This window comes from Xylophilus sp. Leaf220 (assembly GCF_001421705.1).
Classification (GTDB): Bacteria; Pseudomonadota; Gammaproteobacteria; order Burkholderiales; family Burkholderiaceae_C; genus Xylophilus.
Window position 1 is genome coordinate 659199 of record NZ_LMKO01000001.1, and the last position, 21630, is coordinate 680828.

Annotated in this window: 25 protein-coding genes; 6 read left to right on the forward strand and 19 right to left on the reverse strand. The window is 67.5% G+C overall.

The window, feature by feature from the left end; all coding sequences use genetic code 11:
- The 6 genes from ASE76_RS02975 to rpsP all read right to left on the reverse strand — a co-directional run bounded on the left by ASE76_RS02975 (position 1) and on the right by rpsP (position 4002).
- Positions 1-987, reverse strand: a complete 987-nt coding sequence (locus ASE76_RS02975) for a CobD/CbiB family protein (RefSeq protein WP_055834400.1) — start codon at positions 985-987, stop codon at positions 1-3.
- A 54-nt stretch (positions 988-1041) separates the two neighbouring features.
- Positions 1042-1767 (reverse strand): CoA pyrophosphatase, encoded by a 726-nt coding sequence (locus ASE76_RS02980; protein WP_369793369.1) that lies wholly within the window; start codon positions 1765-1767, stop codon positions 1042-1044.
- Between the two features lie 90 nt (positions 1768-1857).
- Positions 1858-2253 carry a 50S ribosomal protein L19 gene (gene rplS / locus ASE76_RS02985; RefSeq protein ID WP_055834403.1) on the reverse strand — a complete coding sequence of 132 codons (396 nt, stop codon included), beginning with the start codon at positions 2251-2253 and terminating at the stop codon, positions 1858-1860.
- Positions 2254-2351: 98 nt separating this feature from the next.
- On the reverse strand, positions 2352-3062 hold the full coding sequence (gene trmD / locus ASE76_RS02990) for a tRNA (guanosine(37)-N1)-methyltransferase TrmD (RefSeq protein ID WP_055834406.1): 711 nt from the start codon (positions 3060-3062) through the stop codon (positions 2352-2354).
- 42 nt (positions 3063-3104) lie between these two features.
- Positions 3105-3719 carry a ribosome maturation factor RimM gene (rimM, locus tag ASE76_RS02995; RefSeq protein ID WP_082447869.1) on the reverse strand — a complete coding sequence of 205 codons (615 nt, stop codon included), beginning with the start codon at positions 3717-3719 and terminating at the stop codon, positions 3105-3107.
- 4 nt (positions 3720-3723) lie between these two features.
- On the reverse strand, positions 3724-4002 hold the full coding sequence (rpsP, locus tag ASE76_RS03000) for a 30S ribosomal protein S16 (RefSeq protein WP_055834409.1): 279 nt from the start codon (positions 4000-4002) through the stop codon (positions 3724-3726).
- Between the two features lie 129 nt (positions 4003-4131).
- Here rpsP and ASE76_RS03005 point away from each other — a divergent pair, with 129 nt between their 5' ends.
- Positions 4132-4656 (forward strand): GNAT family N-acetyltransferase, encoded by a 525-nt coding sequence (locus ASE76_RS03005; protein WP_055834413.1) that lies wholly within the window; start codon positions 4132-4134, stop codon positions 4654-4656.
- 34 nt (positions 4657-4690) lie between these two features.
- Positions 4691-5137, forward strand: a complete 447-nt coding sequence (locus ASE76_RS03010) for an NINE protein (RefSeq protein WP_055834417.1) — start codon at positions 4691-4693, stop codon at positions 5135-5137.
- Between the two features lie 86 nt (positions 5138-5223).
- Here the strand turns inward: ASE76_RS03010 and ASE76_RS03015 are convergent, their stop codons facing one another.
- From ASE76_RS03015 to ASE76_RS03055, 9 genes are all read right to left on the reverse strand, one after another.
- Positions 5224-6234 carry an inorganic phosphate transporter gene (locus ASE76_RS03015; protein WP_055834420.1) on the reverse strand — a complete coding sequence of 337 codons (1011 nt, stop codon included), beginning with the start codon at positions 6232-6234 and terminating at the stop codon, positions 5224-5226.
- A 22-nt stretch (positions 6235-6256) separates the two neighbouring features.
- Positions 6257-6904 carry a DUF47 domain-containing protein gene (locus ASE76_RS03020; RefSeq protein ID WP_055834423.1) on the reverse strand — a complete coding sequence of 216 codons (648 nt, stop codon included), beginning with the start codon at positions 6902-6904 and terminating at the stop codon, positions 6257-6259.
- Positions 6905-7055: 151 nt separating this feature from the next.
- A complete protein-coding gene (locus ASE76_RS03025; protein ID WP_055834426.1) occupies positions 7056-7820 on the reverse strand; it encodes an ABC transporter ATP-binding protein in 765 nt (254 codons plus the stop codon).
- Between the two features lie 148 nt (positions 7821-7968).
- On the reverse strand, positions 7969-8739 hold the full coding sequence (locus tag ASE76_RS03030) for an ABC transporter ATP-binding protein (protein WP_055834429.1): 771 nt from the start codon (positions 8737-8739) through the stop codon (positions 7969-7971).
- Between the two features lie 22 nt (positions 8740-8761).
- Complete coding sequence (locus ASE76_RS03035) at positions 8762-9961, reverse strand: ABC transporter ATP-binding protein (protein ID WP_055834432.1); 1200 nt, start codon at positions 9959-9961, stop codon at positions 8762-8764.
- Between the two features lie 13 nt (positions 9962-9974).
- A complete protein-coding gene (locus tag ASE76_RS03040; protein ID WP_055834435.1) occupies positions 9975-10904 on the reverse strand; it encodes a branched-chain amino acid ABC transporter permease in 930 nt (309 codons plus the stop codon).
- Positions 10905-11064: 160 nt separating this feature from the next.
- Complete coding sequence (locus tag ASE76_RS03045) at positions 11065-12423, reverse strand: replication-associated recombination protein A (protein ID WP_055834438.1); 1359 nt, start codon at positions 12421-12423, stop codon at positions 11065-11067.
- A gap of 64 nt (positions 12424-12487) precedes the next feature.
- Entirely contained in the window at positions 12488-13111 is a 624-nt protein-coding gene (gene lolA / locus ASE76_RS03050) for an outer membrane lipoprotein chaperone LolA (RefSeq protein ID WP_156362499.1), read from the reverse strand.
- Between the two features lie 71 nt (positions 13112-13182).
- Positions 13183-15540: a DNA translocase FtsK gene (locus tag ASE76_RS03055; protein WP_055834444.1), complete on the reverse strand. Its 2358-nt coding sequence runs from the start codon at positions 15538-15540 to the stop codon at positions 13183-13185.
- Positions 15541-15741: 201 nt separating this feature from the next.
- Here ASE76_RS03055 and trxB point away from each other — a divergent pair, with 201 nt between their 5' ends.
- From trxB to rpmG, 3 genes are all read left to right on the forward strand, one after another.
- A complete protein-coding gene (gene trxB, locus ASE76_RS03060) occupies positions 15742-16701 on the forward strand; it encodes a thioredoxin-disulfide reductase (RefSeq protein WP_055835581.1) in 960 nt (319 codons plus the stop codon).
- A gap of 148 nt (positions 16702-16849) precedes the next feature.
- Positions 16850-17083, forward strand: a complete 234-nt coding sequence (gene rpmB, locus ASE76_RS03065; protein ID WP_055834447.1) for a 50S ribosomal protein L28 — start codon at positions 16850-16852, stop codon at positions 17081-17083.
- 14 nt (positions 17084-17097) lie between these two features.
- Complete coding sequence (gene rpmG, locus ASE76_RS03070) at positions 17098-17268, forward strand: 50S ribosomal protein L33 (RefSeq protein WP_055834453.1); 171 nt, start codon at positions 17098-17100, stop codon at positions 17266-17268.
- Positions 17269-17390: 122 nt separating this feature from the next.
- Here rpmG and ASE76_RS03075 read toward each other — a convergent pair whose 3' ends face one another.
- Entirely contained in the window at positions 17391-18878 is a 1488-nt protein-coding gene (locus tag ASE76_RS03075; RefSeq protein WP_055834455.1) for a PLP-dependent aminotransferase family protein, read from the reverse strand.
- Between the two features lie 171 nt (positions 18879-19049).
- On the opposite strand from ASE76_RS03075, the gene ASE76_RS03080 reads away from it, so the two are divergent.
- On the forward strand, positions 19050-19409 hold the full coding sequence (locus ASE76_RS03080; protein WP_055834458.1) for a hypothetical protein: 360 nt from the start codon (positions 19050-19052) through the stop codon (positions 19407-19409).
- Here ASE76_RS03080 and infA read toward each other — a convergent pair.
- The 3 genes from infA to ASE76_RS03095 all read right to left on the reverse strand — a co-directional run bounded on the left by infA (position 19406) and on the right by ASE76_RS03095 (position 21582).
- Positions 19406-19654, reverse strand: a complete 249-nt coding sequence (gene infA / locus ASE76_RS03085; protein ID WP_055834461.1) for a translation initiation factor IF-1 — start codon at positions 19652-19654, stop codon at positions 19406-19408. The genes ASE76_RS03080 and infA overlap by 4 nt on opposite strands.
- Before the next feature lie 34 nt (positions 19655-19688).
- Entirely contained in the window at positions 19689-19931 is a 243-nt protein-coding gene (locus ASE76_RS03090; RefSeq protein ID WP_055834465.1) for a hypothetical protein, read from the reverse strand.
- Between the two features lie 436 nt (positions 19932-20367).
- Positions 20368-21582, reverse strand: coding sequence for a fatty acid desaturase (locus ASE76_RS03095; protein ID WP_055834469.1), 1215 nt, complete (start codon positions 21580-21582; stop codon positions 20368-20370).
- Positions 21583-21630 lie beyond the last annotated feature (48 nt).

Here is a 21630-nt window from a genome sequence, read left to right on the forward strand (position 1 = left end):
TCAGCCGAGCAGGCGGGCCAGCGTCAGCAGCGCCAGCAGGCCGAGCCACACCACCACCGAGCGCCACACCAGCCCGACCACCTGGGCCAGGTGCGACAGCTCGGGCTCGCGGCCCGGCGTGCTGGCCGAGTCGATGGCGGGCTCGCCGTCGGCGTCGATCAGCAGCACCGTCTCGGGTTCGGCCGAGCGCAGCGCACCGCCGCCCAGGCGCACGTCGATCGCGCCCGAGGTGGCGGCCAGGATCACGCCGTCGTTGTCGTTGGGAAAGCGCTGCGCGTGGTAGCGCCAGCCTTCGATCGCTTCCTCGAAGTTGCCGACCACCGCGAAGCTGAGCGCGGTGATGCGGGCGGGCAGCCAGTCGACCACCGTCCAGGTGACGGCCGCCGCCCGCTGCAGCGACGGGCTGGCGGGCTGCACCTGCAGACGGCTCTTGTGCTTCCAGTAGCGCGAGACGAATTCCGAGAGGCGGTAGAACACCGCGCCCGCCGGCCCGAAGCCGAAGGCCGCCAGCACCGTGTACCAGACCAGCACCCCGAATACGTGGCGGTGGGCGGCCAGCACCGAGTACTCGATCACGTGGCGCACGATCTCGCTGCGCGGCAGTTCGCTCGCATCGACCTGCTGCCAGTGGGCCAGCAGTTCGCGGGCGCGCATCTCGTCGCCCTCCAGCAGCGCATCGCGGATCGCGGTGAAGTGGTGGCTGAACTGGCGAAAGCCCAGCGTGACGTAGAGCACCGCCACGCTCCAGACCACTGCGAAGGGCCAGCCCAGGCCCCAGAGCAGCAGCCAGTGCATGCCGAGGGTCAGCAGCGACGGCACCAGCACCGCCAGGCCCCAGGCCACCCATCCGTGGTGCGACTTGCCGGCGTCGAAGTTGCGGCTGACCGACAGCGCCCAGGCCCGCAACCCGCCGTGGATCGGGTTGGTCCGGGCCAGCGGCCGCGCCTGCTCGAGCAGCAGGGCGAACAGGATGGCGAAGAAACTCATGGGCCAGGATGATATGCGAGCACCGCCGCGGCGCACCTCGCGCCGGCCGCCGGGTCAGGCGGCCAGGAACCGGTAGAAGTTGCGCAGCATGCCGGCGGTGGCGCCCCAGACGAAGTGCTCCTTGCCGGTGGACGGATCGGTCCAGGGCATCGAGAACCACTCGCGCCGGCCGTCGCCGCCCTCGACCACGTGGCGGCGGTGGTGCGCCGGGTCCATCAGGAAGGCCAGCGGCACCTCGAACACGTCGGCCACCTCGTCCGGATTGGCGCGCAATACGCAGCCGGGCTGGATCAGCGCCACCACCGGGGTGACGACGAAGGCGGTGATGGTGGCGTAGGTGGGCAACTGGCCCAGCACCTGCACCCAGCGGCGCTCCAGGCCCACCTCCTCCTCGGCCTCGCGCAACGCGGTATCGGCGGCGTCGGCATCGCCCGGGTCGGCACGGCCGCCGGGGAAGGCCACCTGGCCCGAGTGGGTGCTGAGGTGCGCCGTGCGCTCGGTCAGCAGCACCGTCGGCTCGGACCGCTGCACGATGCCCAGCAGCACCGAGGCCGCCGCCGGCGCCCGGGTGCCGGCCGAGGGCTCGCGCCGCACGTCGGGCTGCCAGGCCGGCGGCGTGTGGAAGCGCAGCCGCAATGCTTCGGGCGTCCAGCGCCCGGGCGGCACCGCGGGCAGGTGGGCGTCGGTGCCGCTCACCGGCACCCGGCGCGGATCGAAACCGGGGATCGGCCCGGCCGGCACGTCGGGCGCGGCGAAGAACGGGACAGGGGCGGCAGGCAGCTGGCTCACGGACGGGGCTCCGGGGAATGAAAAAAGCCGCTGGCGCGAGGCGGCAGCGGCTTTCAGCAGAAGCGCGAGGCTTCCGGCAGCTTACGCGGCGGTGACCGGCGCGATCTGCTTGTTGACGCGGGCCGGCAGCTTTTCCTTGATACGTGCCGACTTGCCGCTGCGCTGGCGCAGGTAGTACAGCTTGGCACGGCGGACGTCGCCGCGGCGCTTGACTTCGATGCTGGCGATCAGCGGGCTGTAGGTCTGGAACGTGCGCTCCACGCCTTCGCCGCTGGAGATCTTGCGCACGGTGAAGCCGCTGTTGAGGCCGCGGTTGCGCTTGGCGATCACGACGCCTTCGAATGCCTGGGTACGCTTGCGGGTACCTTCGACCACGTTCACGCTGACGATGACGGTGTCGCCGGGCGAGAACTGGGGAATCGTCTTGGCGAGACGGTCGATTTCTTCCTGCTCGAGGATCTGGATGAGATTGGCCATGGTTTCCTGTATGTCGATCGTGCCTGCGCTGCACTAAGGGCGGCTGGTCGGGCTTTGGAAGCCCTGCCGCGGCCAGGTAGAGGATCGGGAACCCGGCATTATAGCTTTTTCGGCCGCAGCAGATCTGGCCGGTGCCGGGTGGTCAGCGCGACGCGCTGTGCGCGCCGCCAGGCCTCGATCTTCGCGTGGTCGCCCGAGGTGAGCACCGGTGGCACGCCCGCGCCCTGCCACTGCTCGGGCCGGGTGTAGTGCGGGCAGTCCAGCAGGCCGTCGAGCGCCGGGTTGAAGCTGTCGAGCTGGTGGCTGCCGGCGTCGTTCAGCACGCCGGGCTGCAGCCGCGCGACCGCGTCGAGCAGCGCCATCGCGGCGATCTCGCCGCCCGACAGCACGAAGTCTCCCAGGCTCAGCTGCACGTCGACGAAGAAATCGATGAAGCGCTGGTCGATGCCCTCGTAGCGGCCGCAGACCAGCACCGCGCCGGCGCTGGCCGACCAGCGCTCGACGCCGGCATGGTCGATCCGCGCGCCGATCGGCGAGAAGAGCACCACCGGGGCCGCGGCCTCCGCCGGCTCGGCACGGTCGGCCCGCACCGCTTCCAGGCAGCGCGCCAGCGGCTCGGCCATCATGACCATGCCCGGGCCGCCGCCGAAGGGCCGGTCATCCACCCGGCGGTAGTTGCCGTCGGCATGGTCGCGCGGGTTCCAGAGGCGCACGTCTACCAGCCCGGTCTCGTACGCGCGCCGGGTCACGCCCACCTGCAGGAAGGGGGCGAACAGTTCGGGGAACAGGGTGAGGATGTCGAAGCGCATGGGTGCGGCGCAAGAAGATGCAGCCGGCTTGCGCCGACGGGGTCAGTAGTCGGGCTGCCAGTCGACCGTGATCCGGCGGCTGGGCAGGTCGACGCCGTCGACGAAGGCGGCGACGAACGGAATCATCCGCTCCTGCGGCTGACCCTCGGCCTCGAAGGCCAGCACCATGACGGTCTGCGGGCCGGTCGAGAGCAGTTCCTTGACCTGGCCCATCGCGACGCCTTCGCGGTTGACCACGTCCAGGCCGATCAAGTCGACCCAGTAGAACTCGTCCTCGGTGGTCGACGGAAAGCTGGAGCGGGCGACGAAGACGCGTGCGCCCTTCAGTGCCTCGGCCGTGTTGCGGTCGGGGATGTCGTGCGCGGTGGCGACGACGGAATCGGAATGTTCCTTGGCTTCCTTGATCGCGAGCTTGAGCGTGCCGGTGAAGGTCTTGGCGCCGCGCTCGGTCGGCTGGATGAACCAGCGCTTGGAAGAAAAAAGCGCCTCGGGCGTGGCGCTGTAGGGCAGGATGCGGAACCAGCCCTTGATGCCCCAGGCATCGGCGATGCGCCCCACTTCCACCGCGTCGGCCGGAAGTTCAGCCGGCTCCAGGCCGGTCAGCAGGGCGGGCGATGCCGCGGGGGTGTCCGCACGCGGCGGCGCGGACGACGCCATGCGCTTAGGCGGCTTCGGCAGCTGCAGCAGCGGCCGGCACGGCCTTGGCGCCCTGGCGGATCAGGCGTTCGACGGTGGGGGATGCCTGCGCGCCCACGCCTTGCCAGTAGCTCAGGCGGTCTTGCGCGATGCGCAGGCCTTCTTCGCCGCCGCGTGCGGTCGGGTTGTAGAAGCCCAGGCGCTCGATGAAGCGGCCGTCGCGGCGGGTGCGCTTGTCGGCGACCACGATGTTGAAGAAAGGACGACCTTTGGAGCCGCCGCGGGAGAGTCGAATGACGACCATGATTTATCCTTCGGGTGGGAAACGGAGCAGGATCGCCCGTTTCGGTTCTTGCGGCGTTGAGACACGCGACATGGCCACCCGGCCAGCGACACGCAGCAAAGCCCGCGATTATATCTTTTCCAGCCCCCAATGCCTACCATCCGAGCCAGCCAAGACGCCGATCTTCCCGCGATCACCGCGATTTATGCACACCACGTGCTCCACGGCACCGGCACTTTCGAGATCGACCCGCCCACCCTGGCCGACATGACCACCCGCCGCGCCGACGTGCTGGCCAAGGGCCTGCCCTACCTGGTGGCTGAGGACGATAACGGCACGGTGCTGGGTTTCGCCTACGGCAACTGGTTCAAGCCGCGGCCGGCCTACCGCTTCTCGGCCGAGGATTCGATCTACCTGGCCGACGCGGCGCGCGGGCGGGGCATCGGCAAGGGCCTGCTGGCCGCGTTCGTGGCGCAGGCCGAGGCGGCCGGCGTGCGCAAGCTCATCGCGGTGATCGGCGACTCGGCCAACGCCGGCTCGATCGGCGTGCACCGCGCGGCGGGCTTCACCCAGGTCGGCGTCATGAAAGCGGTGGGCTGGAAGTTCGGTGCCTGGCGCGACATCGTGCTGATGGAAAAGCCCCTGGGCGCGGCCGACACGACCGACCCGGACTAGCGGCCAGGGTGGCGCCATCAATAATGGGCCCACCATGAAGAACAAAACCGTCGCCGCCTGGCTGGCCTTTCTCGGCGGGCCGCTCGGCCTGCACCGCTTCTACCTGCGGGGCTTCGGCGACATGCTGGGCTGGCTGCTGCCGCTGCCCACCGCGCTGGGGCTCTACGGGGTCGAGCGGGTCAAGCAGTACGGGATCGACGATGCCTGGAGCTGGATGCTGATCCCGCTGCTGGGCTTCACCGCGGCCGGTTGCGCGCTGACCGCCATCGTCTACGGCCTGATGGCGCCCGAGAAGTGGAACGGCCGCTACAACCCACAGGCCGCCGCCGACGCGCCGCCCGGTCGCACCCACTGGGGCACGGTCTTCGCGGTGGCCGGCGCACTGTTGATCGGCACCGGCATCCTGATGGCGACGCTGGCCTACAGCTTCGAGCACTTCTTCCAGTACCAGATCGAGGAAGCGCGCAAGATTTCGCAGTGAAAAGCGATCCAGGCCGGCGTCCCGCGCCGGCTTCCTGCTATTGATTCAGTAGCAGACGACGGACAGAGCCTCTCGGCTCGCCAGCACTAGAAGAGCTGCAGGCTGACCCAGTAGCCGATGGCCGCGACGAAGGCCGAAGCCGGGATCGTCAGGATCCAGGCCCAGACGATGTTGCCCGCCACGCCCCAGCGCACCGCGCTGGCCCGCTGCACCGAACCGACGCCGACGATCGCGCCGGTGATCGTGTGGGTGGTGGAGACGGGAATGCCCAGCACCGTCGCCAGGAACAGCGTCAGCGCGCCGCCGGTCTCGGCACAGAAGCCGCCGACGGGTTTGAGCTTGGTGATCTTCTGGCCCATGGTGCGCACGATGCGCCAGCCGCCGAACATCGTGCCCAGCGCGATCGCCACGTAGCAGCTGACGATGGTCCAGGTGGGCGGCGCGCTGGCCGTGGCCGAGGTGTAGCCGGTGGCGATCAGCAGCATCCAGATCAGGCCGATCGTCTTCTGCGCATCGTTGCCCCCGTGGCCCAGGCTGTAGGCACCGGCCGAGACGAGCTGCAGCCGGCGGAACCAGCGGTCCACCCGCGACGGCGTGGCGCGCCGGCAGATCCAGGCCACCGCCACCATCATCAGCGAGCCCAGCACGAAGCCCAGGAACGGCGACACGAAGATGAAGATCACCGTGCGCCAGATGCCCGCGGCGATCAGCGCGCCCGCGCCGGCCTTGGCGATCACCGCACCGACGATGCCGCCCACCAGCGCATGCGACGAACTGCTGGGGATGCCGTAGTACCAGGTGATGAAGTTCCAGGTGATCGCCCCGGTGAGCGCCCCGAAGACCACATGGACGTTGATCACCTCCGGGTCGGCGATGCCCTTGCCCACCGTCGCCGCAACGCCCAGATGGAAGACGAAATACGCCAGCAAATTGAAGAAGGCCGCGAACACCACCGCCTGGCCGGGCTTCAACACGCCGGTGGAGACCACGGTGGCGATCGAATTCGCCGCGTCGTGGAAGCCGTTCATGAAATCGAACACCAGCGCCAGCGCGACCAGCAACACGATGACCCAGAGGGCCGACTGCACCGTCGTCATAGGGAGGACCCCTGCGCTTTCTTCAGGAGTTCTCGAGGACGATGCCCTCGATCAGGTTGGCGACGTCTTCGCAGCGGTCGGTGATCGTCTCCAGCAGCTCGTAGATCGCCTTGAGCTTGATCAGCTCGCGCACGTCGGGCTCCTCGCGGAACAGCTTGCTCATGGCCGAGCGCATGACGCGGTCGGCGTCGGATTCGAGCCGGTCGATCTCCTCGCAGGTCTTGAGCGCGGCCTCGGCGGTGCCGGCGTCGGCGATGCGGTCGAGCAGGTGCACCGCGTCGTTCAGGCGCTCGCAGCACTTCAGGCTGAGCGCGGTGAGGCGGGTCATTTCCTCGGTCATGTGGCGCACGTCGTAGAGCGCCATCGTCTCGGCCGAGTCCTGGATCAGGTCGGCCACGTCGTCCATCGTGTTGATCAGCGAATGGATCTGCTCGCGGTCGATCGGGGTGATGAAGGTCTTGTGGATCGCGCGGTTGACCTCCTGCGTGATCCGGTCGGCCGCATGCTCGGCGTTGTCGACGTCCTGGGCGTACTTCTGGCGCAGGCCGATGTCGTCGTAGTTCGCCACCAGCAGGGAGAACGCCCGCGCCGCCTCGACGATGCGGTCGCCGTGCTGGTTGAACATCTCGAAAAAATTGCCTTCGCGCGGCAGCAGCTTGCCAAACAGCATGGCGTCTCCAGGGAAATATGACAGTCGGATGACGTTTTTGTGAACGCGGGAGTGTACCCGCCGCCTTTCGAAGCGGCGGGCGCCCTGCGTCGTCGTCCGACCGAGTCCCCGGAATGCCACGCCGCACCGGGCGCGGGCCCGGCGCCCTGCCCTATTCGCCCAGGTAGGCGGCGCGCACCTTCGGGTCGCTCAGCAGGTCGCGGCCGGCGCCCTGCATCGAGATCAGGCCCGACTCCATCACGTAGCCGCGGTCGGCGATCTGCAGCGCACGGCTGGCGTTCTGCTCGACCAGCAGCACCGTCATGCCCTGGCGGGAGACGTCGGCGATCACCTCGAAGATCTTGTCGACCATGATCGGCGACAGGCCCATCGACGGCTCGTCGAGCAGCAGGACCCGCGGCCGGCTCATCAGCGCGCGGCCCATCGCCAGCATCTGCTGCTCGCCGCCGCTCATCGTGCCGGCGAGCTGATCGCGGCGCTCCTTCAGGCGCGGGAAGGTGACGAACACCTTGTCGATGTCGGCCGCGATGCCCGCCTTGTCGCTGCGGATGTAGGCGCCCATCTGCAGGTTCTCGAGGATGGTCATGCGCGCGAACACGCCGCGGCCTTCCGGCACCATCGCCAGGCCCAGCTTCACCAGGTCCCAGGCGCCACGGCCGCGGATGCTGGCGCCGAGGTACTCCACGTCGCCGTCCACGAAGGGCAGCGTGCCGGTGACGGCCTTCATCGTGGTCGTCTTGCCGGCGCCGTTGGAGCCGATCAGCGAGACCAGCTCGCCCTCGCGCACCTCGAAGTCGATGCCCTTGACCGCCTGGATGCCGCCGTAGCCGACCTTCAGGCCCTTGACCTGGAGCAGGACCTTGCGGGTGTCGGGGGATGCAGCCGCCGCTGCGGGCGCCGTTGTTGTTTCGACCATGTCAATTCTCCGTGGCGCTGCGCAGGAAACTGCGCGACCGAACATCAGGGATACCGCGGAACCGGCTCTGCCGGGCCGCCGGTATCGCCCCCTGCAAGGGGGTTGGCGAAGCGACACGCAGTGCGCGCAGACTGGGGGTGTGCGTCATCTAGTGCGCTCCCGTGCCGAGGTAGGCCTCGACCACTTTTTCGTTCTTCTGTACCTCGGCCGGCGTGCCCTGGGCGATCTGCTTGCCGTAGTCGAGCACCGTCACCCGGTCGCACAGGCCCATGACCAGCTTCACGTCGTGCTCGATCAGCAGGATGGTGCGGTTGTCGGCGCGGATGCGGTCGATCAGCTCGCGCAGCTGCACTTTCTCGGTCGCGTTCATGCCGGCGGCCGGCTCGTCGAGGGCGATCAGCTGCGGATCGGTGGCCAGCGCGCGGGCGATCTCCAGACGGCGCTGGTCGCCGTAGGAGAGCGTGCGGGCCTTGTAGTCGGCGTAGCGGTAGATGCCGACGTACTCGAGCAGCTCGCGCGCCCGGGCGCGGATCGCCGCCTCTTCGGCCTTGAAGCCCGGCGTGCGGAAGATCGCGCCCAGCAGGCCCGATTTGCTGCGCACATGCCGGCCGACCATCACGTTCTCTTCGGCCGTCATGTCGGCGAAGAGACGGATGTTCTGGAAGGTGCGGGCGATGCCGGCGCGCGCCACCTCGTGCACCGCCGTCGGCTGGTAGGGCCGGCCCGCCAGCTGGAAGCTGCCGCTGTCGGGCGTGTAGAGGCCGGTGATCACGTTGAAGAAGGTGGTCTTGCCGGCGCCGTTGGGGCCGATGAGGCCGTAGACCTGGCCGCGTTCGATCTTCATGCCCACGTCCGACAGGGCCTGCAGCCCGCCGAAACGCTTCGAGATCCCGCGGACGTCGAGGATGGTGTTGTCCATGCTGTTGTGAAACCTTCGGCGCTCAGGAATTGATCGACATCGGGCGCGACGCGTCGCCCGGCAGCGCATCGGCCGGCGAATGCACGCCGGGATGCACATGGCCCGGGCCTTCGGGCGCGGGGGCGTCGCGCAGCACCTTGCCGCGGTCGGGCGCGGGCCAGAGGCCACGGGGGCGCAGCAGCATGACGACGATCATCGCGAGCGCGATCAGCAGCTGGCGCAGGATCGAGGCATCCAGCCGGCCGTCGGTCATCTGCTGCAGCGGGCCGGCGACGTAGCGCAGCACCTCGGGCAGGGCCGACAGCAGCACCGCGCCCAGGATCACGCCTGGCAGGTGGCCGATGCCGCCCAGCACCACCATCGCGACGATCATCACCGACTCCATCAGGCTGAAGGATTCGGGCGACACGAAGCCCTGGAACGCGCCGAACATCGCGCCCGACACGCCGCCGAAGCTCGCGCCCATGCCGAAGGCCAGCAGCTTCAGGTTGCGGGTGTTGATGCCCATCGCCTTGGCGGCGATCTCGTCCTCGCGGATCGCCATCCAGGCGCGGCCGATGCGCGAATCCGCCAGGCGCGAGCAGATGACCACGCTGATCACCACCAGCGCCAGGAACAGGTAGTAGTAGAGGGTGACCGAGGAGATGTCGTAGTCGCCGATCGTCAGCCGCTTGCCCAGGTCGAGCCCGAAGAACTTCACCGAGTCGATCTGGCCGATGCCCTTGGGGCCGTTGGTCAGGTTGATCGGATGGTCGAGGTTGTTCAGGAAGATGCGCACGATCTCGCCGAAGCCGAGGGTGACGATCGCCAGGTAGTCGCCGCGCAGCTTGAGGGTGGGCGCGCCCAGCAGCGCACCCGCCACCGCCGCCACCACCGCCGCGAGCGGGATGATGAACCACAGCGACACATGCAGCCCGTTGGGGAACATCGCCTGGAAGGCGGGGAACGCCTCGGACAGGTGCGGCGAGGCCATCAGGCCGAACAGGTAGGCGCCGACGGCGTAGAAGGCGACGTAGCCCAGGTCGAGCAGGCCGGCGTAGCCGACCACGATGTTCAGGCCCAGGGCCAGCAGCACGTAGAGCAGGGCCAGGTCGGCGATGCGGACCCAGGCGTTGCCGAAGTACTGCAGGATGTGCGGCAGGATCAGCAGGGCCACGGCGGCCAGCACATAGCCGATCACCGGGAATTTCTTGTCGCCGCGCGCGGTGGTGGTAGTGGTCATGGTGGGGCTCCGGTCAGGCACGGTCTGCCACACGCTCGCCCAGCAGGCCGGACGGCCGCAGGGTCAAGATGATGATCAGGACGACGAAGGCGAAGATGTCGCTGTACTGGCTGCCCAGCAGGCCGCCGGTCAGCGGGCCGATGTAGCCCGAGCCGATCGATTCGATCAGGCCCAGCAGGATGCCGCCGAGCACCGCGCCGCCCAGGTTGCCGATGCCGCCGAACACCGCCGCGGTGAAGGCCTTCAGGCCGGGCAGGAAGCCCATCGTGTGCTGCGCGGTGCCGTAGTTGGCGGCATACATCACGCCGGCGATCGCGGCCAGCACCGCGCCGATGATGAAGGTGGCGGAGATCACCATGTCGGGTTTCACGCCCATCAGCGCGGCGACGCGCGGGTTCTCGGCCGTGGCCCGCATCGCGCGGCCCAGGCGGGTGAAGTTGACGAGCCAGGTCAGCACCGCCAGCGAGATGGCCGTCAGGCCCAGGATCAGCACCTGCGTCGGTGTGATCACCGCGCCGCCGATGTCGATCGGCGTGGTGGGCAGCAGCGTCGGATAGACCTTGTAGTTGGGCTTCCAGATGATCATCGCCAGCGTCTGCAGCAGGATCGACATGCCGATGGCGGTGATCAGGGGAGCCAGCTTGGGCGCGTTGCGCAGCGGCCGGTAGGCCACTTTCTCGATCGTGAAATTGAGCGCCGCGGCGACGATGCACGCGATGACGAGGGCGATGAGCAATACCAGCCAGCCGGGCGCCGAGGGCATCGACTCCTGCATGAGGCCGATGATGGTCCAGCTGGTGAGCGCCCCCACCATGAGCACTTCGCCATGCGCGAAGTTGATGAGGTTGATGATGCCGTACACCATGGTGTAGCCCAAGGCCACCAAAGCGTACATGCTGCCGAGGACCAGACCGTTGATGATCTGCTGCAGCAAAATTTCCATAGAGAGCGTCTTTCGTTTGTGGCGTGTCCCGCGGTAGCAGGGCGTCGAGCCATTCCGGTGTGTGGCCTGTGGAAGGGCTAGCAAAAAACCCGCCAGGCAGATGCGTCACGGCGGGTTTGGGGACGGATTCTAGACAGGCCGGGTGCCCGCCACCGGACGGTTACGCCTGGGGTTTTCCCTCTACGTCCGGCGGCGCGGCCGCCTCCGGCTCGTGCCCGCCGACGGCGTTGCGCCGCTGCAGTTCGCGCATCTTCTCGCCGATCCGGATCTCCAGGCCCCGCTCCACCGGCTGGTAGAAGCCGGGCGGCTCCATGCCATCGGGCAGGTAGCGCTCGCCCGCGGCGAAACCGTCGGCCTCGTCGTGGGCGTAGCGGTAGTTCTTACCGTAGTCGAGCTCTTTCATGAGCTTGGTGGGGGCATTGCGCAGGTGCATCGGCACGGGCCGGGTGCTGTCCTTCTTCACGAAGGCGCGGGCCGCGTTGTAGGCCTTGTAGACCGCGTTGGATTTGGGCGCGATGGCCAGGTACACCACGCACTGGGCCAGGGCCAGTTCGCCCTCGGGCGTGCCGAGGCGTTCGTAGACCTCGGCCGCGTCGAGCGCCAGCCGCAGCGCCCGCGGGTCGGCCAGGCCGATGTCCTCGCTGGCCATGCGCACCAGCCGGCGGGCCATGTAGCGCGGATCGGCACCGCCGTCGAGCATGCGCACGAACCAGTAGAGAGAGGCATCCGGGTCGCTGCCGCGCACCGACTTGTGCAGCGCGCTGATGGTGTCGTAGAACTGCTCGCCGCCCTTGTCGTAGCGGCGCATCCGCTCGCCGAGCACCCGCAGAAGCCAGGCGTCGTCGATCGTCTCGCGCTGCTCGCTGGCGGCGGCCACCGCCAGCGTCTCCAGCGTGTTGAGCAGCCGGCGCGCGTCGCCGTCGGCATAGGCGATCAGCCGGTCTTCCGCTTCTTTTTCGATAGCAGGAACCGCTTGTATCGCCTGGGCCTTGGCGACGATCTGCTGAAGATCCGCCTCGGTCAACGGCTGCAGCACATAGACCGCGGCCCGCGACAGCAGGGCCGAGTTGACCTCGAACGACGGGTTCTCGGTGGTCGCGCCGATGAAGGTGAACAGGCCCGATTCGACATGCGGCAGGAACGCGTCCTGCTGGCTCTTGTTGAAGCGGTGCACCTCGTCGACGAAGACGATGGTGCTCTGGGCCATCAGCCCGTCGCGCGCGGCCAGCGCCCTGTCGACTGCCTCGCGGATGTCCTTCACCCCCCCGAGCACCGCGCTGATGCTGATGAACTGCGCGTCGAACGCATCGGCCATCAGCCGGGCGATGGTGGTCTTGCCGACGCCCGGCGGGCCCCACAGGATGCAGGAATGCGGCCGGCCCGACTCGAACGCGATGCGCAGCGACATGCCCTCGCCCAGCAGGTGCTGCTGGCCAATGACCTCGCCGAGCGTGCGCGGCCGCAGCCGTTCGGCCAGGGGTTGGTGCGGGGTGGCCGGAGCGGCGGGCGTCTTGGCCATCGGGTACCTCTAAATGCAGTGCGGCAAGGGCGCGGGCCCGGCCCTGCCGCAGCCGACACGAACCTTATTGGCGGATCACGTCTGCGCCGGCGGGCGGTTTGAAATCGAAGGTGTCGGCCGGCAGGGCCGCGTTGGTCTGCACGTCGGAGAACTTCAGCACCGACCGCTGGCCGAAGCTGTCGACGATGTCGAGCGCCGCCAACTGCGCATCCTTGAGGCCGACGCGCACGCTCTGCAACTGCCCGTCGCGGCTCTTGGGCGTGGCCAGCACCCACTGCAGGCCGTCGCGCTCGGGCTCGGCCGCCAGGGTGAAATCCTTCTGCAGCGCCTGCAGGTTGGGTGCCGAGGCGATCAGCGCCGCCGGCGTGGAATCGAGCACCTTGGACTGCTCGCGGGCGGTGACCTGGTTCAGGTCCACGTCGTACATCCACAGCGTCTTGCCGTCTGCCACCAGCGTCTGGGCGAAGGGCTTCGCGTAGACGAACTTGAAGCGGCTAGGCCGCTGGAATTCGAAGGTGCCCGACGAGGTCTTGGTGCGCGCCGCCTGGCCTTCCTTGGCCGGCGCGGTGACGGTCTGGGTGAAGGCCGCCCGGCCGCTACGGGCGTCGCGCATGAAGCTTTCCAGGCCCGAGAGGCCGTCGGCCCAGGCGGCGCCCTGGCTGGCTGCTATCGAAAGTGCAGCAAGCATGGTACGACCCAGTGACTTGCGGCGGAAGAAGGAAATACGCATCGGAGAAAAACCCAGCTGGCCCTGCGGCCTCATTCGTCCCGCGAGGGGACCAGGATGTCGCGCTGGCCCGCACCGTTCATGCTGCTGACCAGACCCGCTTTTTCCATATCTTCGACCAGCCGCGCGGCGCGGTTGTAACCGATCTTCAGGTGGCGCTGCACCAGCGAAATGCTGGCCTTGCGGTTCTTGAGCACCACTTCGACCGCCTGGTCGTACATCGGGTCCTTCTCTCCGCCGGCATCGCCTTCGCCGCCGGGGAAATCGGTGCTGTCGCCGTCGGCGACGCCGCCCTCCAGCACACCTTCGATGTAGTTGGGCTCGCCGCCCTGCTCTTTCAGGTAATTCACGACGCGATGCACTTCTTCATCGCTCACGAACGCGCCGTGCACACGGATCGGCAGGCCGGTGCCGCTGGCCATGTACAGCATGTCGCCCATGCCGAGCAACGCTTCGGCGCCCATCTGGTCGAGGATGGTGCGGCTGTCGATCTTGCTGCTGACCTGGAACGCGATACGGGTCGGGATGTTGGCCTTGATCAGGCCGGTGATCACGTCCACGCTGGGCCGCTGCGTCGCCAGGATCAGGTGGATGCCGGCGGCGCGGGCCTTCTGGGCCAGGCGGGCGATCAACTCCTCGATCTTCTTGCCGACCACCATCATCAGGTCGGCCAGCTCGTCGATCACCACCACGATGTGCGGCAGCCGGTCGAGCGCCTCGGGGCTGTCGGGCGTCAGGCTGAACGGGTTGTAGATGAACTGTTCCCTGGCCCGGGCCTCGTCGATCTTGACGTTGTAGCCCGCCAGGTTGCGCACGCCCAGCTTGCTCATCAGCTTGTAGCGGCGCTCCATCTCGGCCACGCACCAGTTCAGGCCGTTGGCGGCATGCTTCATGTCGGTGACGACCGGCGCCAGCAGGTGCGGGATGCCTTCGTAGACCGACATTTCCAGCATCTTCGGGTCGATCATCAGCAGGCGCACATCGCGCGCCTCGGCCTTGTAGAGCAGCGACAGGATCATGGCGTTGATCCCCACCGACTTGCCCGAGCCGGTGGTGCCGGCCACCAGCACGTGCGGCATCTTGGCCAGGTCGGCCACGATCGGGTTGCCGACGATGTCCTTGCCGAGGCCCATGGTCAGCATCGACTTGGCCTCGTGGTAGACCTGCGAGCCCAGGATCTCGCTCAGCTTGATCGTCTGGCGCTTGGCGTTGGGCAACTCCAGCGCCATGAAGTTCTTGCCAGGAATCGTCTCGACCACCCGGATCGAGACCAGAGACAGCGAGCGCGCCAGGTCCTTGGCCAGGCCCACGATCTGCGAGCCCTTCACGCCGGTGGCGGGCTCGATCTCGTAGCGAGTGATGACCGGGCCGGGCAGCGCGGCCAGGACATGCACCTGCACGCCAAAGTCCTTCAACTTCTTCTCGATCAGCCGGCTGGTCATCTCCAGCGTTTCGGGCGAGACGGTTTCCTGCCGCGCCTGCGCGCCGTCGAGCAGGTCGACCTGCGGCAGCTTGCTGTCGGGCATCTCGTTGAAGAGCGGCTTCTGGCGTTCCTTGACCACCCGCTCGCTGCGCGGCACGTCGGCCATCGCCGGTTCCACCACCATGAAGGGCGGCGGGGGCGGCGCGGCCGGCCGCAGGGGGTGGTGGTCGATCTCGGCACGCTCCTCGATCACCACCTCTTCGCGCTCGCGGGCGGCGCGCTTACCGACCGCCTTGTCCTCGGCGATCTCGCGCTGCTCGCGCCGTGTCTCGAAGAACACGTACAGCCAGCCGCCGAGCCGCTCGGCCAGGTGCCCCCACGAGAACCGGAAGACCAGCGCCGCGCCGAACACCGCCAGCAGGATGCAGAGCAGCCCCGAACCGGTGAAACCGAGCCATTTCACGCTGGCCGGCCCGGTGATGAAGCCGAGCACGCCGCCGCTGTGGCCGCCGGGCAGCCGTCCCTCGAACCGGTAGAGCCGCGACCACTCCAGCGCGGTGCTGCTGCACAGCAGGATCACCAGGCCGACCCAGAACGCGATGCGGGTGAAGTTCCAGCTCTTGGGCTCCACCGCGTCGCCGCCGCGCATCCACCGCGCGAGCGAGGCCAGCCAGGCCCGCACCGCCGCCGCCAGGCACCACCACACCGAGAAACCGAGCAGGAAATAGCTGGTGTCGGCCAGGATCGCGCCCAGCCGGCCGCCCCAGTTGGTGACCGGCGCACCGAGTGCGCCGGTGGTGGACCACGCAGGGTCCTGCGGCGCGTAGGTGAGCATCGCGATCAGCCAGAACACCATCGCTATCAGGCCGACCACCAGTGCGAGTTCGTGGGCGAATCCGCTGGCCAGACTCTTGGGTTCGCCCTTGCGCGTGGAGGAGTTGTTCAGGGTATTGAGGGAGTACGTCATAGGAGGCCTCCAGAGCTTACCTGATGGCCTGCCGCCGGCAGGGCGACGGCGGCAGGGCCCGGCGGGGGCGCCGATGGCTTCTTACAATCGGCCCGATTGAAAACGCACCCCTGGCAATCCGGGGGTGCGCGCCATACTTGAAGGCCATGCCCGAGGCGCCGACCGACGCCCCGCATCCGGCCCCTCCCCCGCTACATGACCATGACCACCACCCAGCACGCCAAAGTCCTCATTCTCGGCTCCGGCCCGGCCGGCTACACCGCCGCCGTCTATGCCGCCCGCGCCAACCTCGATCCGCTGCTGATCACCGGCATGGCGCAGGGCGGCCAGCTGATGACGACCACCGAGGTCGACAACTGGCCGGCCGACGTGCACGGCGTGCAGGGCCCGGCGCTGATGCAGCGTTTCCAGGAGCATGCAGAGCGATTCAAGACCAAGATCGTCTTCGACCACATCGGCAAGGTCGATTTCAGCCAGCGGCCCTTCACCCTCACCGGCGACAGCGGCACCTACACCTGCGACACGCTGATCATCGCCACCGGCGCTTCGGCCAAGTACCTGGGCCTGCCGTCGGAGCAGGCGTTCATGGGCCGCGGCGTGTCGGGATGCGCCACCTGCGACGGATTCTTCTACCGCGACCAGGAAGTCTGCGTGGTGGGCGGCGGCAACACGGCGGTCGAAGAGGCGCTGTATCTCTCCAACATCGCCAGCAAGGTCTACCTGGTGCACCGCCGCGACAAGTTCCGGGCCGAGCCGATCCTGCTCGACAAGGTGGCCGAGAAGGTCAACGCCGGCAAGATGGAGCTGAAGATCCACCGCGAGCTCGACGAAGTGCTGGGCGACCAGAGCGGCGTGACCGGCGTGCGGCTGCGCGCCACCGACGGCAGCGGCACCGAGGATCTCGCGCTGCAGGGCTGCTTCATCGCCATCGGCCACCATCCGAACACCGACATCTTCCAGAACCAGCTGGACATGAAGGACGGCTACATCGTCACGAAATCGGGGCTGCAGGGCTTCGCCACGATGACCAGCGTGCCCGGCGTCTTCGCCGCGGGCGACGTGCAGGACCACATCTACCGCCAGGCGATCACCAGTGCCGGCACCGGCTGCATGGCCGCACTCGACGCCCAGCGTTTCCTGGAACAGGAAGGCGCGATCTGATGGGGATATAATCCGAGGCTTTGCTGAATTCGGCCAGTCTTCCAGTCGGGCTCTTTCCGGTAAATTTTCGGGTTACCGCCACCCATTCCTGGCGAGGTCAGGCTCCCACACTCCCCGTGGCAGCCGTTTGAAGTATCGGAGTGTCCACATGGCACGCGTATGCGAAGTAACGGGCAAAGGCCCGATGTCGGGAAACAATGTTTCCCACGCCAACAACAAAACCAAGCGCCGGTTCCTGCCGAACCTGCAATACCGTCGTTTCTGGGTCGAGACCGAAAACCGCTGGGTGCGCCTGCGCGTTTCCAGCGCCGCCCTCCGCCTGATCGACAAGAACGGCATTGACTCCGTGCTCGCAGACCTGCGCGCCCGTGGCCAAGCCTAATAGGAGCACACACCATGGCTACCAAAGGCGGACGCGAAAAGATCAAGCTGGAATCCACTGCGGGTACCGGCCACTTCTACACCACCACCAAGAACAAGAAGACAATGCCTGAAAAGATGTTGATCACCAAGTTCGACCCCAAGGCACGCAAGCACGTGGAATACAAGGAAATCAAGCTGAAGTAATTCGGCCTGTTTCTCTGCAAAAAAGCCGCCCGCACTTCGATGTGCCGGCGGCTTTTCTCATGTTGGAGCGAGAGCGAGTGCCACCCGGCCGTCGCTGGATTCGACCGGGCCCCAGCTCATCTTCAGCACCTCTGCTGCAGCAGCAGGCGGCCCAGGTCGCGGTAGGCGGCTTCGACGTCTGGCGTGAACGGCATGCCGCAGCTCAGCCGCACGAAGCGGTCGTACCGGTCGGTGTTCGAGAACATCGGCCCCGGCGCCGTCCGGATGCCCAGGGCCAGCGCATCGTCGAACAGCCGCAGCGAAGAATAGCCCTCCGGCAACTCCAGCCACAGGCTCAGTCCCCCCGGCGGCAGGCTGAGCCGGGTGCCGACCGGAAAATAACGGGCGATGGCCTGGGCCGCGCTCTCGCGCTGGTGCCGCAGACGCGACCGCATGCGGCGCAGTTGCCGTTCGTAGGCGGGCGTGTCCACGCTGCGCGCCGCCAGCAGCTGCGACCAGTTCTGCATGTTGCGGGTACGGGCGAACTTCAGCATCTGCACCCGGGCATGCCAGCGGCCCGCGCTCATCCAGCCCTGCCGCAGGCCGGGCGCCGAGCTCTTGCTGAGCGACGCGCAGTAGATGACCTGGCCGGTGGTATCCCAGGCTTTGGCGGGGTGCAGCGGCTGCGGCGACTCGACGAACTCGCGGTAGATGTCGTCCTCGATCAGCGCCAGGCCGTGCTCCACGCAGAAAGCCACCAGACGGCGCTTGTGCTCGTCGGGCATCACCGAACCCTGCGGCATCTGCAGGTGCGGCACCACCACCACCGCCTTCAGGCGCGGCTGGCTGCGCACCGCCAGTTCCAGCGCCTCCAGCGATATGCCGGTGCGCGGGCTGCTGGGAATCTCCAGCGCCTGCAGCCCCTGCACTTCGAGCGCCTGGAGGATGCCGAAAAAGGTGGGCGACTCGACGGCGACGACGTCGCCGGGAGACGCCACCGCGTCCAGCGCCAGGTTCACCGCTTCCGAGTTGCCGTGCGTCGCCAGCACGTCGCCCGGCGCCAGGTTGAGGCCGAAGGTCAAGGCATGGCGCGCCATGCTGGCCTGGAAGTCGGGATGGGTGCCGGGCGCCGAATTGCCCAGTACCAGCACGTTGGGCTGCTCGCGCAGCAACGCGACCGCCAGGCGGTTGAGCGCCGCAGCGTCGAACAGCTCGGGCGCCGGCATCGCGCTGCCCAGGTCCAGCCGCAGGGGCGAGGCACGCCGGCCCTTGTCCAGGATCACCGAGATCCGTTCGTTGACGCCGGCGAACATCGCCGCGTCAGACGAGCCTTCCACCAGCGTCTGCAGATCGGGCTCCCGTGCCGCGGGCATCGCCGCCCACGCCTGGTCACGCACGAAATAGCCCACCCGCGGCCGGGCATCGAGCCAGCCGCCGTCTTCCAGGGTGCGCAGCACATGCAGGGCGGTCGAGAGGCTGACGCGGTGGCGCTGGACCAGTTCGCGCACCGACGGCATCCGCGTGCCGGCGACCAGCGTGCCCTGGGCGATGGCCTGCTGGTAGTGCGAAGCGAGTCGGCGGTAGATCGGTTCGTCGGCGACCACGGGCTTTGGAAGGGCATGGAGCGACATCCGCCGATGGTGCACCGAAACCGCGCACCAGAACAGATACAGAAAGTGCCCAATGCCGCCATAACAGGCCGGAAAAACCGGAACTGCTGTGCACCACCATCGCGGGCACTGTGGCTATGGCCGTCGGTCGCGAAAACCTACGCTGGAGCCTTTCCAACGGCGGACAGCACCATGACCTTCAACCCCTCTCCAGACGCCCTGCCCTTGCAGCACGAAACCCTGCTCTCGCTCGATGCGGGCGACGAAATCCGGTGCACCGGCGGCCGCATGCAGGTGCGCACCGCCGGGTTGGCGGTCGATCCGTGGGGCCTCGCTCCCGACGCCCTAACACTGCTGCCAGGCCGCAGTTGGCGGATGCCCTGCGCCGGCATCGTAAGCCTGACACCCCTCGAAACCGGGTCGCATTTCACCAGCATCCGGCAGCTCCCAGAGCATGCACAGACGCAAGAAAACCGCGCGTACCCCGGGGCACGGCGGCTCTGGCAGGGCGGGTTGTCCGCCCTGCGCCTGTTCGGCAGCAGCGTCCGTTAACGGCGCGGCGAAATCGGCGGACGTCCGGCGATGTGGCGGAACGTGATGCGGCCCTTCGTCAGATCGTAGGGAGACAGTTCCAGCGACACGGCATCGCCCGCGATCACGCGGATGTTGTGGCGGCGCATCTTGCCGCCCGTGTAGGCCACGAGCTGGTGGCCGTTTTCGAGCGTGACGCGATAGCGCGAATCCGGCAGCACTTCGTCAACCTTGCCGCGCATTTCGATCAGTTCTTCTTTCGACATTGCTTCCTTTGCGTTGAATACAGAATCAGGCTGCTCAGGCCACGAGCGGCGCCGAGCCGGCGACGCCGTGGCTCTTGACCCAGCCGAGCCCCTGGTTCAGGGCATAGCAGGCCGCCGCGGCGCTGGACATGAAAGGCATGGAGAACCGCATGACGCGGTCATGGGTGCTCTGGCCTTGGCCGGAGCGGATGGAGACGGACGCGGCAAAGGAGCCATCGTCGAGCTTGCGGGTCAGGGGCGATATCAGGTATCGGCCGGAAGAGATGTTGGTATGCATAGACTGATCTGGAGCCCGGCAACACGGTTGCACAGGCAAATTCGGGGCATACGGCGCCCGGCGCCGTACGACGTGCGAGCTGCATCTGAACAGCGCCGTGGTGCAGGAGGGGACAGCACGAACAGCGGGTCTTGCCTACACGCCCCAAAACGCGAAAAGGGCGCGGCATTGCAGCAGGCATTGGCGGAAGATGCGAGCCAGAAACGAAAGGCTTCGCAAATCCCAAAAACAGGGGTGACGTCACCGGAACGTCGCGTACAGCAGCCGGCCACCAGGACCACGGACTCTGTGGGCCATCATTGTACTGTTTTGTAGCTTTTCCTGCCGGGCCGACCGTGGCGACAAACGGACGGATGCGATCTCGGCCGCAAAAAACAACCGCCGCCGGTTGCTGCAAAGCAACGGGCGGCGGTCGCAGCAGATGTTTCGGACGGGATCAGGCGCGTGCAGCACGCAGCCGGATCGAGAACTCCCGCAGGGCTGCGATACCGCTTTCCTCAGCCCGGCGGCACCAAGCCTGCAGATCGGCAGTGAGCTGTTCCCGCGAATGCGTGGTGTTGAGCCACAGCTGGCGGAGCTCTTCGCGCATCACCAGCATCTTGTCGAGCGCCGGGTGGGCGGCACGGGCCTGCTGGATCTGCGGCAAGGCCGACGCCGGCACCTTCTCGGCGTCGCGGTGCAGCCAGCGCTTGGCCAGCTTCAGGCTCGACGCATCGGCCTTGCGGCCTTGCAACTGTTCGATTTCCTGGCGGCAAGCGTCGCGCACACCGCGTGCATAACCGGCCATGACTTCGTAGCGGTTGGCGATCAGCGCCTCCAGCGTCTTCTCGTCGGCGACCGGTTTCACTTCGCCCATCTGGAGCTTCGGCGCGGTCTTCTTGACCTTGGCCCAGCCCACCGCCTGCAGCATGCTGATGTAGACCCAGCCGATGTCGAACTCGTACTTCTTGACCGAGAACTTGGCCGAGGTCGGATAGGTGTGGTGGTTGTTGTGCAGTTCTTCGCCGCCGATGATGATGCCCCACGGCACCAGATTGGTGCTGGCGTCCTGCGCCTCGAAGTTGCGGTAGCCCCAGAAGTGGCCGATGCCGTTGACCACGCCTGCGGCCCAGAACGGAATCCACGCCATTTGCACTGCCCACACGGCAGCGCCGAAGCCGCCGAACAGCGCGACATCGATGATCAGCATCAGGCCCACGCCCTGCCAGCTGAAGCGGGTGTAGAGGTTGCGCTCGAGCCAGTCGTCGGGCGTGCCGTGGCCGAAGCGGGAGATCGTGTCCAGGTTCTTCGACTCGGCACGGTACAGCTCGGAGCCGCGCCACATGACTTCGTCGATGCCCTTGACCTGCGGACTATGCGGATCTTCCTCGGTCTCGCACTTGGCGTGGTGCTTGCGGTGGATCGCCACCCATTCCTTGGTCACCATGCCGGTGGTCATCCACAGCCAGAAACGGAAGAAGTGCGACGGAACGGCACCCAGTTCCATGGCGCGGTGCGTCTGCGTGCGGTGCAGGAAGACGGTGACCGAGACGATGGTGATGTGGGTCGTCACCAGGGCGTACAACACGATCTCCCACCACGACCAGTTCAGCAATCCATTGCCGACCCAGTCGATGGCTGCATTGAAAAAAGCCGATTCGGGAAGAAACATAGTCTGGAAACCTTGTGACGAGGAGAGCCGGGCAGAGCAAGCACGCAG

Excerpts from the sequence above, each read along its gene's own strand:
- ASE76_RS02975 (WP_055834400.1), bottom strand. The coding sequence starts at position 987 with ATGAGTTTCTTCGCCATCCTGTTCGCCCTGCTGCTCGAGCAGGCGCGG.
- rplS (WP_055834403.1), bottom strand. The coding sequence starts at position 2,253 with ATGGCCAATCTCATCCAGATCCTCGAGCAGGAAGAAATCGACCGTCTC.
- trmD (WP_055834406.1), bottom strand. The coding sequence starts at position 3,062 with ATGCGCTTCGACATCCTCACCCTGTTCCCCGAACTGTTCGCCCCCTTC.
- rimM (WP_082447869.1), bottom strand. The coding sequence starts at position 3,719 with ATGGCGTCGTCCGCGCCGCCGCGTGCGGACACCCCCGCGGCATCGCCC.
- rpsP (WP_055834409.1), bottom strand. The coding sequence starts at position 4,002 with ATGGTCGTCATTCGACTCTCCCGCGGCGGCTCCAAAGGTCGTCCTTTC.
- ASE76_RS03005 (WP_055834413.1), top strand. The coding sequence starts at position 4,132 with ATGCCTACCATCCGAGCCAGCCAAGACGCCGATCTTCCCGCGATCACC.
- ASE76_RS03010 (WP_055834417.1), top strand. The coding sequence starts at position 4,691 with ATGAAGAACAAAACCGTCGCCGCCTGGCTGGCCTTTCTCGGCGGGCCG.
- ASE76_RS03015 (WP_055834420.1), bottom strand. The coding sequence starts at position 6,234 with ATGACGACGGTGCAGTCGGCCCTCTGGGTCATCGTGTTGCTGGTCGCG.
- ASE76_RS03020 (WP_055834423.1), bottom strand. The coding sequence starts at position 6,904 with ATGCTGTTTGGCAAGCTGCTGCCGCGCGAAGGCAATTTTTTCGAGATG.
- ASE76_RS03025 (WP_055834426.1), bottom strand. The coding sequence starts at position 7,820 with ATGGTCGAAACAACAACGGCGCCCGCAGCGGCGGCTGCATCCCCCGAC.
- ASE76_RS03030 (WP_055834429.1), bottom strand. The coding sequence starts at position 8,739 with ATGGACAACACCATCCTCGACGTCCGCGGGATCTCGAAGCGTTTCGGC.
- ASE76_RS03035 (WP_055834432.1), bottom strand. The coding sequence starts at position 9,961 with ATGACCACTACCACCACCGCGCGCGGCGACAAGAAATTCCCGGTGATC.
- ASE76_RS03040 (WP_055834435.1), bottom strand. The coding sequence starts at position 10,904 with ATGGAAATTTTGCTGCAGCAGATCATCAACGGTCTGGTCCTCGGCAGC.
- ASE76_RS03045 (WP_055834438.1), bottom strand. The coding sequence starts at position 12,423 with ATGGCCAAGACGCCCGCCGCTCCGGCCACCCCGCACCAACCCCTGGCC.
- lolA (WP_156362499.1), bottom strand. The coding sequence starts at position 13,111 with ATGCTTGCTGCACTTTCGATAGCAGCCAGCCAGGGCGCCGCCTGGGCC.
- ASE76_RS03055 (WP_055834444.1), bottom strand. The coding sequence starts at position 15,540 with ATGACGTACTCCCTCAATACCCTGAACAACTCCTCCACGCGCAAGGGC.
- trxB (WP_055835581.1), top strand. The coding sequence starts at position 15,742 with ATGACCACCACCCAGCACGCCAAAGTCCTCATTCTCGGCTCCGGCCCG.
- rpmB (WP_055834447.1), top strand. The coding sequence starts at position 16,850 with ATGGCACGCGTATGCGAAGTAACGGGCAAAGGCCCGATGTCGGGAAAC.
- rpmG (WP_055834453.1), top strand. The coding sequence starts at position 17,098 with ATGGCTACCAAAGGCGGACGCGAAAAGATCAAGCTGGAATCCACTGCG.
- ASE76_RS03075 (WP_055834455.1), bottom strand. The coding sequence starts at position 18,878 with ATGTCGCTCCATGCCCTTCCAAAGCCCGTGGTCGCCGACGAACCGATC.
- ASE76_RS03080 (WP_055834458.1), top strand. The coding sequence starts at position 19,050 with ATGACCTTCAACCCCTCTCCAGACGCCCTGCCCTTGCAGCACGAAACC.
- infA (WP_055834461.1), bottom strand. The coding sequence starts at position 19,654 with ATGTCGAAAGAAGAACTGATCGAAATGCGCGGCAAGGTTGACGAAGTG.
- ASE76_RS03090 (WP_055834465.1), bottom strand. The coding sequence starts at position 19,931 with ATGCATACCAACATCTCTTCCGGCCGATACCTGATATCGCCCCTGACC.
- ASE76_RS03095 (WP_055834469.1), bottom strand. The coding sequence starts at position 21,582 with ATGTTTCTTCCCGAATCGGCTTTTTTCAATGCAGCCATCGACTGGGTC.